18 protein-coding genes are annotated in these 13992 nt (G+C 65.2%); 13 read left to right on the forward strand and 5 right to left on the reverse strand.

Going from position 1 to position 13992, the window contains the following annotated elements; all coding sequences use genetic code 11:
- Window positions 1-40: 40 nt before the first annotated feature.
- From fliF to NOG11_RS08985, 7 genes are all read left to right on the forward strand, one after another.
- Complete coding sequence (gene fliF / locus NOG11_RS08955; protein ID WP_256619412.1) at window positions 41-1768, forward strand: flagellar basal-body MS-ring/collar protein FliF; 1728 nt, start codon at window positions 41-43, stop codon at window positions 1766-1768.
- Window positions 1765-2448, forward strand: a complete 684-nt coding sequence (locus NOG11_RS08960) for a FliH/SctL family protein (RefSeq protein WP_256619413.1) — start codon at window positions 1765-1767, stop codon at window positions 2446-2448. The genes fliF and NOG11_RS08960 overlap by 4 nt, the downstream gene beginning before the upstream one ends.
- Window position 2449: 1 nt before the next feature.
- The gene (gene fliN / locus NOG11_RS08965; RefSeq protein WP_256619414.1) at window positions 2450-2908 is read left to right on the forward strand and encodes a flagellar motor switch protein FliN; all 459 of its coding nucleotides are present in this window, start codon (window positions 2450-2452) and stop codon (window positions 2906-2908) included.
- 24 nt (window positions 2909-2932) lie between these two features.
- A complete protein-coding gene (locus tag NOG11_RS08970) occupies window positions 2933-3754 on the forward strand; it encodes a flagellar type III secretion system pore protein FliP (protein ID WP_256619415.1) in 822 nt (273 codons plus the stop codon).
- A gap of 23 nt (window positions 3755-3777) precedes the next feature.
- On the forward strand, window positions 3778-4800 hold the full coding sequence (locus tag NOG11_RS08975) for a flagellar motor switch protein FliG (RefSeq protein ID WP_256619416.1): 1023 nt from the start codon (window positions 3778-3780) through the stop codon (window positions 4798-4800).
- 224 nt (window positions 4801-5024) lie between these two features.
- Window positions 5025-5450 (forward strand): hypothetical protein, encoded by a 426-nt coding sequence (locus NOG11_RS08980; protein WP_256619417.1) that lies wholly within the window; start codon window positions 5025-5027, stop codon window positions 5448-5450.
- On the forward strand, window positions 5447-6271 hold the full coding sequence (locus NOG11_RS08985) for a transglycosylase SLT domain-containing protein (RefSeq protein WP_256619418.1): 825 nt from the start codon (window positions 5447-5449) through the stop codon (window positions 6269-6271). The genes NOG11_RS08980 and NOG11_RS08985 overlap by 4 nt, the downstream gene beginning before the upstream one ends.
- A gap of 10 nt (window positions 6272-6281) precedes the next feature.
- Here NOG11_RS08985 and NOG11_RS08990 read toward each other — a convergent pair whose 3' ends face one another.
- Window positions 6282-6728 carry an Lrp/AsnC family transcriptional regulator gene (locus NOG11_RS08990; RefSeq protein WP_256619419.1) on the reverse strand — a complete coding sequence of 149 codons (447 nt, stop codon included), beginning with the start codon at window positions 6726-6728 and terminating at the stop codon, window positions 6282-6284.
- A 112-nt stretch (window positions 6729-6840) separates the two neighbouring features.
- Between NOG11_RS08990 and NOG11_RS08995 the strand changes: the two genes are divergently transcribed.
- The 5 genes from NOG11_RS08995 (at window position 6841) to NOG11_RS09015 (ending at window position 10731) form a co-directional block, all read left to right on the forward strand.
- Complete coding sequence (locus NOG11_RS08995; protein WP_256619420.1) at window positions 6841-7776, forward strand: TolB-like translocation protein; 936 nt, start codon at window positions 6841-6843, stop codon at window positions 7774-7776.
- A gap of 65 nt (window positions 7777-7841) precedes the next feature.
- Window positions 7842-9239, forward strand: coding sequence for an aldehyde dehydrogenase family protein (locus NOG11_RS09000; RefSeq protein ID WP_256619421.1), 1398 nt, complete (start codon window positions 7842-7844; stop codon window positions 9237-9239).
- A 9-nt stretch (window positions 9240-9248) separates the two neighbouring features.
- Window positions 9249-9641 (forward strand): DUF1801 domain-containing protein, encoded by a 393-nt coding sequence (locus NOG11_RS09005; protein WP_256619422.1) that lies wholly within the window; start codon window positions 9249-9251, stop codon window positions 9639-9641.
- Window positions 9642-9668: 27 nt separating this feature from the next.
- Window positions 9669-10133 carry a preQ(1) synthase gene (queF, locus tag NOG11_RS09010; protein ID WP_256619423.1) on the forward strand — a complete coding sequence of 155 codons (465 nt, stop codon included), beginning with the start codon at window positions 9669-9671 and terminating at the stop codon, window positions 10131-10133.
- A 13-nt stretch (window positions 10134-10146) separates the two neighbouring features.
- A complete protein-coding gene (locus NOG11_RS09015) occupies window positions 10147-10731 on the forward strand; it encodes a hypothetical protein (protein ID WP_256619424.1) in 585 nt (194 codons plus the stop codon).
- On the opposite strand, the gene NOG11_RS09020 is transcribed toward NOG11_RS09015, so the two are convergent.
- A complete protein-coding gene (locus tag NOG11_RS09020) occupies window positions 10728-11144 on the reverse strand; it encodes a DUF1801 domain-containing protein (RefSeq protein WP_256619425.1) in 417 nt (138 codons plus the stop codon). The two genes, NOG11_RS09015 and NOG11_RS09020, sit on opposite strands and share 4 nt — an antisense overlap.
- A 7-nt stretch (window positions 11145-11151) precedes the next feature.
- Window positions 11152-11355: a dodecin family protein gene (locus tag NOG11_RS09025; RefSeq protein ID WP_256619426.1), complete on the reverse strand. Its 204-nt coding sequence runs from the start codon at window positions 11353-11355 to the stop codon at window positions 11152-11154.
- Window positions 11356-11500: 145 nt separating this feature from the next.
- Here NOG11_RS09025 and NOG11_RS09030 point away from each other — a divergent pair, with 145 nt between their 5' ends.
- Window positions 11501-12370: a peptidylprolyl isomerase gene (locus tag NOG11_RS09030; protein WP_256619427.1), complete on the forward strand. Its 870-nt coding sequence runs from the start codon at window positions 11501-11503 to the stop codon at window positions 12368-12370.
- A gap of 6 nt (window positions 12371-12376) precedes the next feature.
- On the opposite strand, the gene NOG11_RS09035 is transcribed toward NOG11_RS09030, so the two are convergent.
- Both NOG11_RS09035 and NOG11_RS09040 read right to left on the reverse strand, forming a co-directional pair.
- The gene (locus NOG11_RS09035; RefSeq protein WP_256619428.1) at window positions 12377-13336 is read right to left on the reverse strand and encodes a YihY/virulence factor BrkB family protein; all 960 of its coding nucleotides are present in this window, start codon (window positions 13334-13336) and stop codon (window positions 12377-12379) included.
- A 60-nt stretch (window positions 13337-13396) separates the two neighbouring features.
- Window positions 13397-13852 carry a hypothetical protein gene (locus NOG11_RS09040; RefSeq protein ID WP_256619429.1) on the reverse strand — a complete coding sequence of 152 codons (456 nt, stop codon included), beginning with the start codon at window positions 13850-13852 and terminating at the stop codon, window positions 13397-13399.
- Between the last annotated feature and the right edge of the window lie 140 nt (window positions 13853-13992).

Raw genomic sequence — 13992 nt, forward strand, 5'->3', positions numbered from 1 at the left:
TAAAGGCTGGGCTCGCACAACCTCCCTGACGCTAGGCAGAATGTCAGTGAACATGGAGAACATCGTTCAACGCTTGAAGGATATGGGTGCCAACCGGCTCATGATGGCCGGCGGCGTAGGCGCCCTCGTCATCGCCGCGCTGGTGGCGATCATCCTGGCTTTCTCGAAACCTCAGATGTCGGTCTTGTTCTCAGGGCTGACCGATGCCGATGCCGGCGCGGTCGTCTCCGAGCTCGAAGCCATGGACGTCCCCGTCAACCTGTCGGCGGACGGACGGACCATCTACGCGCCGCAGGGACGCATTCCGCGCCTGAGGATGCTTCTGGCCGAGAAGGGCATGCCGTCCGGCGGCGCTGTCGGCTACGAACTCTTTGACGACAAGTCCTCCTTAGGCCTTACCTCCTTCATGCAGGACATGACGCGGCTCCGCGCCATGGAGGGGGAGCTCAGCCGTACCATCCAGACCCTCGACACGGTCGAATCGGCGCGGGTGCATCTCGTCATGGCGCGCCGCGACCCCTTCAGCCGCGAGAAGGCTGAGCCCACGGCCTCCGTGGTCGTCCGCATGCGGGGCGCGCGGGCGCTGGACGGCGACCAGGCCGCTTCCATCCGCCACCTCGTCGCCTCCGCCGTGCCGCAGCTCAACCCCGGCAAGGTCTCCGTCCTCGATGCGCGCATGGGCGCGGTCTTCGCAGAGGAGAACGGCCCCATGGCGGGCGCCGCCTCGGTCAACGGCCTCCAGGCAGAGATCGAAGCCCGGCTCGCAAGGGCCGCCGAGAGCGTGCTGGTCCCCACCTTGGGCGCGGGCCGCGTCCGGGTGCAGGTGGCCGCCGACCTCCGCACAGAGAGGGAAGTGCGCCGCGAGGAGCGCTTCGATCCCAAGGAGACCGCCCTCCGCTCGCGCCAGACCATCGACGAGACCGAGGCTGAGACCCGCGCCGATGGCGACCAGCCGGTCACCGTCGAGCAGAACCTACCCGAATCGGAAGTCGGCAATGTCGGCGGCGCGCAGGGCAACAGCTCCAACCTCGAACGCTCCGAAAGCGTCGTGAACTACGAGATCAGCTCGGTCCGCTCCGAGCAGGTGATCGAGCCTGGCGATGTCGAGCGGCTCTCCATCTCCGTCATCGTGGACAACAAGCGAATCACCGGCGCGGACGGCGAGGTCACCTATGAGCCGCGCACGGAAGAGGAGCTGGCGAAGCTCGCCGCTCTCGTGCGCTCGGCCGTGGGTTTCGATGCCTCACGCGGGGACGAGATCACCGTCGAGAACCTGCCCTTCGTCGACCTCGACGACACCATGCCGCGCTTCGCGCCGAGCAACATCACCGAGGTGGTCTACCGCAACTTCGACTCGATCACGAAGGCCGTCGCGCTGCTCCTGATCGGTATCGCCATCATCTTCGGCATCGTCCGCCCGGTCCTCTCGAGGCTGCTGCCGAGCGGCGCAGGGGCCGGCACCGACCTCGAGCCGGTGGCCATGGGCGAGCTCAGCCTCGACGATCTCGGCCTAGGCGGCGGGGAAGAGGGCGGCGGCCTGCCCGGCATGATCGGTGCGGACGGCAACCCGACCAGCCACCCGGCGCTCGCCGCACCCAAGCAGTCCGTGGCCGACAACCTCGACATGATGCTCGAGCTGCGCGACGTGGACGGCAAGGTCCGAGCCTCCTCCATCAAGAAGCTCGGCAGCATCGCCGAGCAGTACCCGGAAGAAGTGGTCGCGATCCTCCGCACCTGGATCTACGAGCAGGAAAGCAACGCGGCATGAGCCTCGCCGCGTTTGCCAATCTGAGGGACTTCTCGGAGCCGGAGGAGTTTCCCGGTCTTGAGCCCGAGCTGCCGGAGCCGGACGACCGGCTCACCCCCGAGGAGGTGGCCGAGCTGATCGAGAACGCCCGCCGCACCGCCTATGAGGAAGGCCGCGCCGCCGGACGCCTCGAAGGCGAGACCGAGGAGCGTGCCTCCATCGCCGCCCGCCTCGACGGCGCCGTGGAGGAGCTGACCGGCCACCTCGCCGAGATCCGCGCGAAGGAGGAGGAGCTCTTCGAGCGCCTCCAGACCCGCACTTCGCGGCTCATGCTGGCGCTCGTCCACCAGCTCGCCCGCAAGCTCAGCGAGGAGGAGGCCCAGCGCCTCGCCGAAGACGTGACCATGCGCGCGCTGAGCGCGGTGCGCGGTAAGCAGCGGGTAACCATTCGCGCGGCGGAGGCTTTCCTGCCCGCTCTTCGCGCCGTCCTCCGCATGCCCACGGACGAAGAGGCAGCGGCCCACCGCATCACTTTCGAGCCGGTCGCAGGGGAGGATCAGCCTCCACTGGAGGTTGCATGGTTAACCGGAAAGGTAACCTTCGACCCCTACGCTTTTACCGGTGAGATCGACGAAGTGTTCACGCAGACCCTGGCAAGTTTGACGAGCGGCGAGACGAACCCGCCTGCTGTTGGAGAGTAAGATGAGCGACACCCCCGAGGACAATCCCGAGGCGTTCGGTCTGCCCACCGATGACGGCGCCCCCGGCACCGAACCAGGCCAGCCCGGCGAAGAGCAGGGCGCTGCCAGCGAGGCGGAGATCGCCGCGACCCTCGACGCCATGATCGGCGGCGCGGGCGACGCAGGCGGCGCCGGCCCCGCCCAGAAGAGCGGCGGCTTCGGCGCCTACACCAACATGTCCGCCCTCGGACAGGTGCCCGTGGAGGTGCAGGTCGTGCTCGGCCGCGCCAAGCTGCCCATCGGCAACATCCTCAAGCTCGGCCGCGGCGCCGTGGTCGAGATCGACCGCCGCGTGGGCGAGCAGGTCGAGATCCACATCAACCACCGACCCGTCGCGCGCGGCGAGATCGTCATCGTCGACGATGACCGTCTCGGCGTGACGCTGACGGAAATCATTACCAACTCGCCGAACCTGCACTGATCGGCCTAACGTAGACTGACCGTTATGAAGCGCCTCGCGATAAACGCAGGCCTGGTCACCCTGGTCCTTCTGGCGCTGATGATCGCGCCCGAGGCTTCCGCGCAAGCGGTCACCCTGGACCTTGGCGACGAAGGGGCATCCTATTCGGGAAGGCTGATTCAGCTCTTCCTGGCCGTCACCGTCTTGAGCCTGGCGCCGGGCATCCTGGTGATGACCACCTCCTTCATCCGGATCGTCGTGGTGTTCTCCCTCCTGCGCTCGGCCATCGGATTGCAGCAGGCGCCGCCCAACATGGTGCTGATCGCGCTGGCGCTCTTCCTCACCGGCTTCATCATGGCGCCGACCTTCGAGGAGTCGTGGAACAACGGCGTGGTGCCGATGATGGAGGACCAGGTCGACACCGGCACGGGGCTGCGCCAGGCGACCCTTCCCCTCCAACGCTTCATGGCGGCGCAGACCGAGCCCGACGACCTTCTCTTCTTCGAGAACCTCGCCGCCCGCCAGATGGACGAGCTGCCCGAAGACACGCTTCCCGCCGGGATGATGACGGATCAGGAGATCGAGGAGATGCTCTATCCGGGCAGGGCCGCCGATCCCGACCTGCCGCCGCTGAGCCAGCTCGTCCCCGCCTTCATGATCTCCGAGCTGACCCGCGCCTTCGAGATCGGCTTCCTCCTGATGATGCCGTTCCTGGTCATCGACCTCGCGGTCGCCGCCATCCTCATGTCCATGGGCATGATGATGCTGCCGCCCCAGACCGTATCGCTCTCCATGAAGATCATCTTCTTCGTTCTCATCGACGGATGGAGGCTCCTTTCGGAGAGCCTCGTCATGTCCTTCTTCTAGCCTGACGACCCGAGGGAAGCCCTATGCCCACCGTCAAGATCAGAAACGACGTCGACGCCCTATCGGGTCCTGAGAAGGTCGCGGTCATGCTGCTGACCCTCGGCGAGGAGCAGGCGGGCCCCCTCCTCGAGCGAATGGATGACAGCGAGGTCAGGATCATCACGCGGTCCATGGCGACCCTGGGCTCGATCACCGGCGAGGTGCTCGAAGAGCTGATCCGCCGCTTCACCTCCCAGTTCAGCCAGGGCGGCTCGGTCATCGGCTCGGCGGACAGTACCGAGCGCATGCTTCGGTCTTTCCTCCCGGCGGACCGTGTCGTCGACATCATGAACTACATTCGCGGCCCCGGTGGTGCATCCACCTGGGAGAAGATCGCGATGGTCGACAACAACATGCTCGCCAAATACCTCAACGGCGAGCATCCCCAGACGATCGCCGTGGTCCTTTCCAAGGTCGATGCCGACCAGGCCGCCCATGTGCTCGCCAACCTGCCCGAAAAGACCGTGCCCGACGTCATGAAGCGCATGATCTCTATGAACTCGGTGCCGAAGGAGGTCCTCGCCGATATCGAGGAGATGCTCCAGCGGGACCTGATGCTGAACTACCAGTCCAGCCAGGAGACCAACAACCTCAACCACATGGCTGAGATCTTCAACCGTACCGAGACCGAACGCTCCGACCAGCTCCTCGAATACCTCAAGGAGCAGCACGAGGAAGAGGTCTTCCAGATCAAGCAGCTCATGTTCACCTTCGACGACCTCATGGAGCTCGACCCCCACTCCCTGCGCACGGTCATCCGCTCCTGCGAGAGCGACACGCTCACCTACGCCCTCAAGGGCTGCGACCTCGAGGTGCGCAACAAGATCGTCGGCAACCTCTCCGAGCGTGCACGGACGATCCTGCTCGACAACATGGACACGCTCGGCCCGGTCCTCATGCGCGACGTGGAAGCGGCCAAGGCGACCATGGTGCGCAAGGCCAAGGAGCTCGCCGAGGCAGGCGTCATCGTCATCGAGCGCGGCGGCGAAAGCCAGATGGTGTATTAGTGACCCCTCTCTCGGCATCGAAGATGCCGGTCTCTCCCCAGGGAGAGACAAGAAACCTCTCCCTAGGGAGAGGTCCAAATCTTTCGATTTGGGGAGAGGGGCACCATGCGTAACCCCGACAAGATCCACCGCGCCTTCAAGACCCGCGCCGACGAGGCCGCCCGCATNAAGAAACCTCTCCCTAGGGAGAGGTCCAAATCTTTCGATTTGGGGAGAGGGGCACCATGCGTAACCCCGACAAGATCCACCGCGCCTTCAAGACCCGCGCCGACGAGGCCGCCCGCATCTGCGGCGAGCTTGAGCAGCGGCGCGCCGATGCGCTCAAGCGCCAGGTCGACACCCTCCGCGGCATCGAGACGGGCTACGAGGACGGCCTTCAGGACCCCGCCGCCGCCCGCGCCGCCGCCGGTTACGCCCGCGCCTCCCTCATGGCCGCCGACAGACTCCGTCAGGAGGCCGAGCGCATCGCCCAGGCCGAGGTGCTGGCGAGGCGCCAGCTCGAGGACTGCTTCGCGGACCAGAAGCGCTTCGAGGCCTATGAGGCGCAATGCCAGCGTAAACAGAAGGCGCTAGACCGGCGGCGTGAGGAAACCCGCGCCCTCGAAGAGGTCCTTCAGCTTCAGGGCAAGACGCTAGGCGAGGCCAAGTGACGAGCATCGAGCCCCTGTCCGCCCTGAAGTCCACTGAGGGCGCAGCAGGCCAAATCAAGCAGGCGATCAGAAGCGCGGCGAGCCAGTCCGGCCTCGACTTCGACCTCCTCCTCGGCGTCGCCAAGCGCGAGAGCTCGCTGCAGGCGGATGCCAAGGCCAAGACATCTTCCGCCTCCGGCCTTTTCCAGTTCATCGACCAGACCTGGCTCGGCGCGGTGAAAGAGCACGGCGAGGCGCTCGGTCTTGGTGATTATGCGAAAGACATTACGCGCGAGGGCCGCAAGCTGGTCGTCGCCGACCCGGCCCGCCGTGAGGAGATCCTGAACCTCCGCTTCAAGCCCGACATCGCCGCCAAGGTCGCAGGCAAGACCCTCTCGGCGGCCAAGGCCCGCGTGTCGCAGGCGCTGGGCCGTGAGGCGAACCCGTCCGAGGTCTATATGGCGCACTTCCTCGGCGAGCGGGGAGCCATCCGTATGCTGCAGGCGGGCGAGGGGGCGGAGGCCGCCGCCATCGACCCCAAGGCGGCAGGGGCGAACAAAAGCCTCTTTTTCGATGGCGCCCGGCCCCTCAGCGTGGCCGAGTTCAAGGGCAAGCTAGCGCTCCATATCGGCGTGGAAGAGCCTCGCACGCCCGCCGACGTTCAGGTGCCCCTCGCCCCCAGGGGACCGGTGCCCACCAGGCACGCCGCCCCTCCGGTCACCGAGATACCCTATGCGCCGCACGCGGCATCGACCTCCACCGGGCAGACCCTCCCGCCGCAGATCTTCGCCGCCATCGTCGACATGCAGTCCGAGCTCCTGTTCGGCAAGGACGAGAGCTAGGGTCCGGACCCTAGACCGGCACCGCCGTCTCGAACTTCACCTCGCTGGTGACGATGTTGGTCGTCGAGCGTGCCAGGCTGTCATCGCTGAGAAGGTGCTCGTCGATCCACCGGTCCCAGGCGGCCAGGTCCGGCATCTGCGCGATCAGGATGAAGTCCACCTCGCCCGACACGGCGTAGCACTGGGTCACCTCGGGTAGGGCCAGCATCTTGTCCTTGAAGGCGCGGTAGGTGGCGTGGCTCTCCTTCTCGAACCGCACCGAGACGATCACCGTCACCCCCGAGGCGGCGGGAGCGAGAATGCTGACATCCTTGGCGATTACCCCCCTCTTGCGCATGGCCGTCACCCGCCTGCGCACGGCGGTCGGCGAGAGGTTCACCGCCTCGGCCAGACGGTCGTAGCTCTGCCTGTTGTCGCGTTGCAGCTCGTTCAGGAGCCTGCGGTCGAAATCGTCCATCCCGAAAAAATGGCGCGATCCGCCGCGCAGACCACTCCAAACGCCTCACTACGCCGAAAGCGCAGCGGAAAACGCCGCCAACCGCCTGGTTCTGGACGGTAGGGTTGCGCTCATGCTCAAACCGCTTCTCGCCGCTGCCGCTTTCCTTCCCGCCCTCGCGCATGGGCAGGCCGAACGGTTCTATCCCGACGACCTTGGTCAGAACGGGCGTGCCACCCTCTCGCCGGGCTTCTCGCCGGACGGAAGCGAGATGTTCTTTACCCAGAGCGACTGCCGCACGGTGGTCCGCTGTCCCCAGCAGCTCTTCCGTACCCAGCGTAGGGGGTCTGGATGGTCGAGGCCGGAGCTCGTCGCCGTCACCGCAGGCGACCGGGTGGACTGGCCCCTTTACACCCCAGACGGCGGCAGCCTTCTTTTCTCGTGGAGGCGCCAGCGCCCGCGTCACGAGGGGCGGGGCGTCGTCGACGATTTCGACCTCTACCGCTGGCGACTGGACGGGACAGAGGAGCCGGAACCCCTCGACCAGGCCGACATCAACCGCGTGCGCGGCGGCAAGATCGCCAGGCTTCGCTACGTCCACAACGAGAGCTCGGCCAGCCTGACCGAAGAGGGCGACCTCTACTTCTTCACCGAACGCCTAGACGAGGGGTCCGGCGAGCGGGACGTCTTCGTCGCGAGAAGCGACGGGCAGGGAGGTTTCCTCGAAGCCGAACCCCTCCCCGCACCGATCAACACATCGGCGAGGGAGGACAACCCGTGGGTGTCCGCCGACGGCAACACCATGCTGCTCTCCATCGACGGACGGCTAGGCGCAAGGCGCGGTGATCTCTTTGTCTTCCGTAGGAAGAACGGGAAATGGACGGAGCCGCAGTCCTTAGGCCCTGCCGTCAACACAGCGTATGCTGAGTTTGCAGGCCGGATCACCCCCGACGGCAAGAGCCTGGTCTTCACCTCCAGCCGTCCGGTGGAGGAGGGCGAAGAGCCCATCCTTCAGGTGTGGCAGGTGCCTTTGGCGGACATCCCGGCGCTCGCCTTCCTAGCCGACTGACCGGGCAGTTAGCCAACACCTAGGTCATGGCGTAAGAGCTTCCCAAACGAACCGGGAGAGACGCCATGGACGGCTCGCAAGGGATTGCCGGCAGCATCAGCTACGGTGAGGACGTGAAACGCCTTCGAGAGGCCTTCGCCTCAGGCAGGACGCTGGACTTCGCCTGGCGCCGCCGGCAGATCGAGGCGCTCGGCGCGGCGGTGGCCCGCTACGAGGACGAGATCGTCGCGGCCCTCAAGGCCGATCTCGGCAAGCCAGCCCTGGAGGCGGCAGTGGCCGAGGTGGACTATCTGACCAAGGAGGCGAAGCTCGCCGCGAAGAACCTCGAGACATGGGCGAAGCCGCGTAAAGTGGGCACGCCGATGGCGACGCTTCCGGCCAAATCCTATATCGCGCCGGAGCCTTTGGGGGTCGCGCTGATCATCGGCGCTTGGAACTATCCGCTCCAGGAGGTTTTCGGCCCCCTCATCGGCGCCATCGCCGCAGGCAACTGCGCCGTGCTCAAACCGTCCGAGGCCGTGCCCCACGCCTCCGCCCTCCTGCGCAAAATCGCCGAGGAGGTGCTGGACCCAGACTGCTTCTTCGTGGTCGAGGGCGGGGCGGAGGAGACCTTGGCCCTCCTGCGCGAGCGCTTCGACAAGATCTTCTACACCGGCGGGGGCAGGGTCGGGCGCATCGTGATGGAGGCGGCCTCAAAGCACTTGACGCCCGTCACCCTGGAGCTCGGCGGCAAGAGCCCGGCCATCGTCTGCAAGGACGCCAATCTCGACGTGGCGGCGAGGCGCATCGTCTGGGCGGCTTTCATGAATGCAGGGCAGCTCTGTGTGCGCCCGGACCACTGCCTGATCGAGGAGGAGATCTACGACGACTTCATCAGTACGCTGCGCGAGGTGGCCAAGCAGTTCTACGGTGAGAACCCCCAAGCCTCCGAGGACTACGCACGCATCGTCAATGAGCGGCATCTCGAGCGGCTCGAGAAGCTGCTCGGCGCAGGCGAGATCGTGGTCGGCGGCGAGGTGGACAAGGCCGACCGCTACCTCGCACCCACGATCCTGAAAGACGTGAAGCCGGACGACCCGGTGATGCAGGAGGAGATCTTCGGCCCCATCCTGCCCTGCCTGAAAGTCTCGTCCGTAGACGAAGCGATTGCCTTCATCAAGGAGCGTGACAAGCCCCTGGCGCTCTATGTCTTCACCGCCTCGGATGAGATCGCCGGGCGTTTCGAGCGCGAGACCTCCGCGGGTACGATGATGGTCAACGATGCGGTTATCTTCCAGACCAACCACCACCTTCCCTTCGGCGGCGTCGGTCCCTCGGGTATGGGCGCCTTTCACGGACGCCACAGCTTCGACGATTTCAGCCATCTGAAGGCCGTGATGAAGCGCCCCTTCTGGGGCGACGCCAAGCTGCGCTACCCTCCGTATTCGGAGACAGCGAAGAAACTGATGCGTAAGCTGATGTAGGGAGGGCTCATGGCTGCCGACACCATCAACGCTTTCCACCAAGCCCAACTTCCCGACGACCGCGCCATCTGCGCGGCTTTGCGGGAGGAGATCGACGCGGCTCTGCCTCAGGCGGAAAGCAAAATCTGGCATGCCCATCCGGTTTGGTTCCTCAAGGGCAACCCGATCGTCGGCTACAGTAAGCTCAAGCACTGCGTTCGGCTGCTCTTCTGGAGCGGCCAGTCTTTCGAGGGCCAGGGGCTCGCGCCTGAAGGCAAGTTCAAGGCGGCGGAGAAGCGCTACACGGATGTCTCCGAAGTCGATCGTGAGGAGCTGCGCCGCTGGCTCGCCGAGGCGCCCGGCGTACAATGGGACTACAAGAACATCGTCAAGCGCAAGGGCAAGCTCGAACGCCTCGTCTAAAACCCCCAGGTGCGCTACACCGCCCCCATGACCGACAACATCTACCAGGGCCGCACCGAGCTCGGCCAGGAGAGTAAGCTCCCGGCCCACCCGGACGAGGCGAAGCTAGACCCCGTGCCGAACCCGCATCCCGGCACCCTCTACCTCGCCCGCTACGTCGCGCCGGAGTTCACCTCGATCTGCCCAGTGACCGGCCAGCCCGACTTCGCTCACCTCGTTCTCGACTACGCGCCGGACCAGCACCTCGTGGAGAGCAAGTCTTTCAAGCTGCTGCTGGGCAGCTACAGAAACCACGGCGCCTTCCACGAGGACTGCACGATCGACGTCGCCAAGAGGGTGATCGCCGCCGTCAGCCCGAAATGGCTGCGTATCTGCGGCTACTGGTACCCAAGGGGCGGCATCCCCATCGACGTCTTCTGGCAGACCGGCGCCCCGCCGGAGGGGCTCTATGTGCCCGATCCGGGCGTGGCGCCTTACAGGGGGCGGGGGTAGGAAAAACCCTGTCGTGGCTGCGTACCTTATCGGCTTACTTGCGTTCTGCGTCCTTAGCTTCTTCGTCGCACCGCTCCTGCTGGGGTTGTTCGGCGATTTTGAGCCGTCACCCGTAACAAGTCCGTTGCAACAAGCTGATGGGACCATTCCGTTTGGTGCCGCTTGGGATCGGAAGAGTCCCCTCATTCTAGGCGTAGTATTCGCTTTCTTCTCTGGCTTGATGACCTTGTCCGATACAAGCGTTTATCAGTCAGCATTTGAGCGCTCGGTGTTCACAGGAAGCACGTTTCTTTTTGGGTACGGAATACAATTTTTCTTCGTGAATACGAAATGGTCCGCTGCTTACTGCGATCGTTACATCAGCTTTCGTGACCGCCGTGGGAAACATCAGGTGAAATGGGCGGAAGTGGTGAAGATATCCAACACCCAATCATCCGGTATCACCGTAATTACCAATCGCGGCCGCATCGGGCAGATTGCCGAGAGGAAGAACTACCAACACTTTCTCATTACAGCGAGACGGAAGGGTGTCGACATGGATGATGAGCTTACATTCCAGGCCGATGAATGGATTAGAGTAATAGATACTGGTGGTTAGGAGCTGTATCGCTCCCGCATCGTCCGTACGCTCTCCCCGACCAGCCCTTCCAGCACCTCCATATCTACATCACTCAGCCCCTTGATGTAGAGGCAGCTCTTCGCCGTCTTGTGCTTGCCTAGCCGCTCCAGCAGTGCTCCGTACTCGGCAAACCCGTCCATGATATAGACCGAGAGCTGCGTCTTCCTCGGCGCGAAACCCGTCAGCATCCAGCGGGCTTCCTTGCCGGTTGTGTTCGTGTAGCGGTAGCTGCCGAAGCCGACGATGCTGTCGCCCCACATCTTGGCAGGCTCGCCGGTCACCCGCTCGAAGAGGGCGCGAAGGGCAAGGGTGTCCTCGCGCTTCACTTCGGGTTCGACACCGGCAAGATAGGCGCCCACATCGGCGTCGTTCTCCACCGTCTTGGGCGCCATTTCAGCCTCAGTCGTCGAGGATGAAGGTCACCTTCAAGGTCACGCGGTACTCGTGGACCTCGCCGTCCTTGACCGTGACTTTCATGTCCTGGACCCAGGCGCCCTCGACGTTCTTCAAGGTCTTGTTGGCGCGTTTGATGCCCTTCTGGGTGGCGTGATCGAAGCTCTGCTTCGAGGCCGCGATGATCTCCGTGACGCGTGCTACTGCCATGCTCGTTCCTCCTTTTGGCGTGACGGGGGAAGTTGGCACGTTCGGGACGGGCACGGTCAACCCGCACGCCTGCGAACGTGATCGCTGCAGGACGGGCGTGCAAAAGCCTTCGTGCTAGGCCAGAGGCAGTGTTCGGGAGGCAGATATGATCGAACTCATCATTCAGGAAGACGCGGTAGCCGAAGGGCCGCGAGAGATCGCGGAGATCATGGCGGCCGCGCCGGACGAGGCCTGGCGCCGGGTCCCCGACGAGCAGCTCCTTCTGATAGACACGCCCGAGGGGCGGATCGCCGTCGAGCTCTCCTCCGTCCTCGGCCAGGACCATGTGGAGCAGATCAAGCTTCTCTCCCGCGCGGGCTATTATGAGGGCCTCAGCTTCTACCGCGTGATCGAAGGTTTCGTCGCGCAAGGGGGCGATCACACCGACGATCACCCCAAGGGGAAGGCGCGAACGAGCCTCGAGGCGGAGTTCGAGGAGAAGCTGCCCGAGGGGACGGTGTTTACGACCCTGGGCGTCCGGGACGGCTACGCGGCGGAGGTCGGTTTCGTCGGCGGCATGCCCGCGGGAAGGGACGCCTCCACGGGGACGAGCTGGCTCGCCCACTGCACCGGCGCCTTCGCCTTTGGCCGCAACAACGGTCCCGACACGGCGTCTACGGAGTTCTACATCACGCTACAGCCCCAGCGCTATCTCGACCGCAACCTGACCGTGTTCGGCCGGGTACTGAGCGGTATGGACGTGGTCCAGGCGGCCCCTCGCGGGGTCATCGACCAGGACCCGGAGACGGACGACTTCTCCGAAAGACTGATGATCGACAGCTTCCGCCTGGCCGCCGACCTTCCGGAGGAGGAGCGCCCGGCCTATGAAGTGATGAACACGGAGAGCGACACCTTCGCCGAGCTGATCGAGGCGAGAAAGGCCCGCCCCTCGGCCTTCTTCATCTACCGCCCCGGCCATGTGGACCTCTGCCAGATGACCATTCCTACCAGGACGGTCGAGGCAGAGGATAACTAGCGTCTCCTAGGCGGGCGCCTTGCCGAGATGGTCCGCGGCATAGGCGCCGCGGTTCCCCATCTCCTGCCGTCCGTTCACGGTGGTGTCGACCCTGGTCTGCTTCTCGATCTCGGCGTTCACCTCCCCGCCGAGGAGGATGACGAAGGCCGTCAGGAACAGCCACATCAGCGTGACGACCACACCGCCGATCGTGCCGTAGGTCTCGTTGTAGCTGGCGAAGTTCGAGACGTAGAAGGAGAAGGCCGCTGAGCCGATCAGCCAGAGGATCACGGCGAGCACTGCCCCAGGTGTGATCCAGGCCCAACGGGCATCGCGCCTTGCCGGGGCGTAGCGGTAGACCACGCCGAAACCGATCAGCGCCGCGCCGAGAAGCAGCGCCCATTTGGCAACACCGATGAGAAGCTCCGTACCGCTGCCGAGGCCGACATTCTCGAGCACGGCAGGCAGCACCACGATCAGCCCCGCCGCCAGCACCACGCCGACGACCGCACCCAAGGTCAGCACGTAGCGGACCAGGTTCTTCTTGAGGAAGCCGCGGCTCTCCTTCTCGTCGTAGACGATGTTGAGGCCCTCCATCACGGCGTTCATCCCCTTGGAGGCGGACCAGATGCCGAGGAGGATGCCGAAGAGAGCAGCGAGGACCGTCCCGCCGCCGCCATCCGCTGCGTCGACCGCCTGCTCGTTGACGATCTCCCTGATGTCGCCGGGCAGGGGGGCGGTCAGCCCGTCGATCTGCTCCACCATCTGCGCGGGCTCGGCCAGGAGGCCCCAGATGGCCACCACGGCAGCGACCGCCGGGAAGAGGGCGAGGAGCGAGTAGAACGCCGCGCCCGCCGCCACGAGGCTCACATGGTCGCGGCCGATCTCCCGCTGGGTCCGCTTGAGGATGTCGAGCCAGCCCTTGGGCGGGATCTGCCAGGGCTTCTCCGCCTGGCGCCCGCGAGCGGTTTCGTCCTTATCCGTCATGACCGGTCCTCCTCTGCGCCTAACGCGGGGGAGGGGAGAGGGTTCGCCGGACCGCTCGCCTTACGGGTTGAGCGTGGTGGTCCCAGGCTCCAGCGTGCTCTCAAGCACCGGGTCCTCGAAGAGGTCGAGAAGCTGCAAGGTGCGCACGAGCTGCGGGTCGATCCCCTGCTTGAGGAGGAAGCCGTCCACCATCAGGTCGAAGGCCCCGTCGATACCGCACTGGTCGGCGATGGAGCGGGCGTCTGGGACCACACGCTGCCTGAGATCGCCGACGAGGTTCTGCAGGTCCCGCTTGGCCGAGACCACGGCGAGGGCCGTGAAGACGTCCATGTTGCCACCTATGTCCTGGCGCAGGGTCCGGAGCCGCCGCACCTCACCCCGGTTCCGCCGCGCAAAGTCCCGCTGCAGCCGCTCGGACTGGTAGACGAAGTAGTCCCGCGTGCAGGGCTCCGGCTCGAACAAGGTGCAGGAGGCGAGAAGCATGGCCGCAAGGCCGAGGGGGAGGATGACGCGCATGGAGACCTTCGGGCTACGTTGAGGTCCGAGATTAGGGCAGGTAGGGCAGACCGGCCACCTACGGTCCCGTGAGAAGGGTTGATGAGAGGCACGGCGCGTAGGGCGGACGGCAAAGCCGGCCGCGTTCGGGGGCGGGCGTT

This window comes from Parvularcula maris (assembly GCF_024505085.1).
In the GTDB taxonomy this organism is placed as follows: domain Bacteria; phylum Pseudomonadota; class Alphaproteobacteria; order Caulobacterales; family Parvularculaceae; genus Parvularcula; species Parvularcula maris.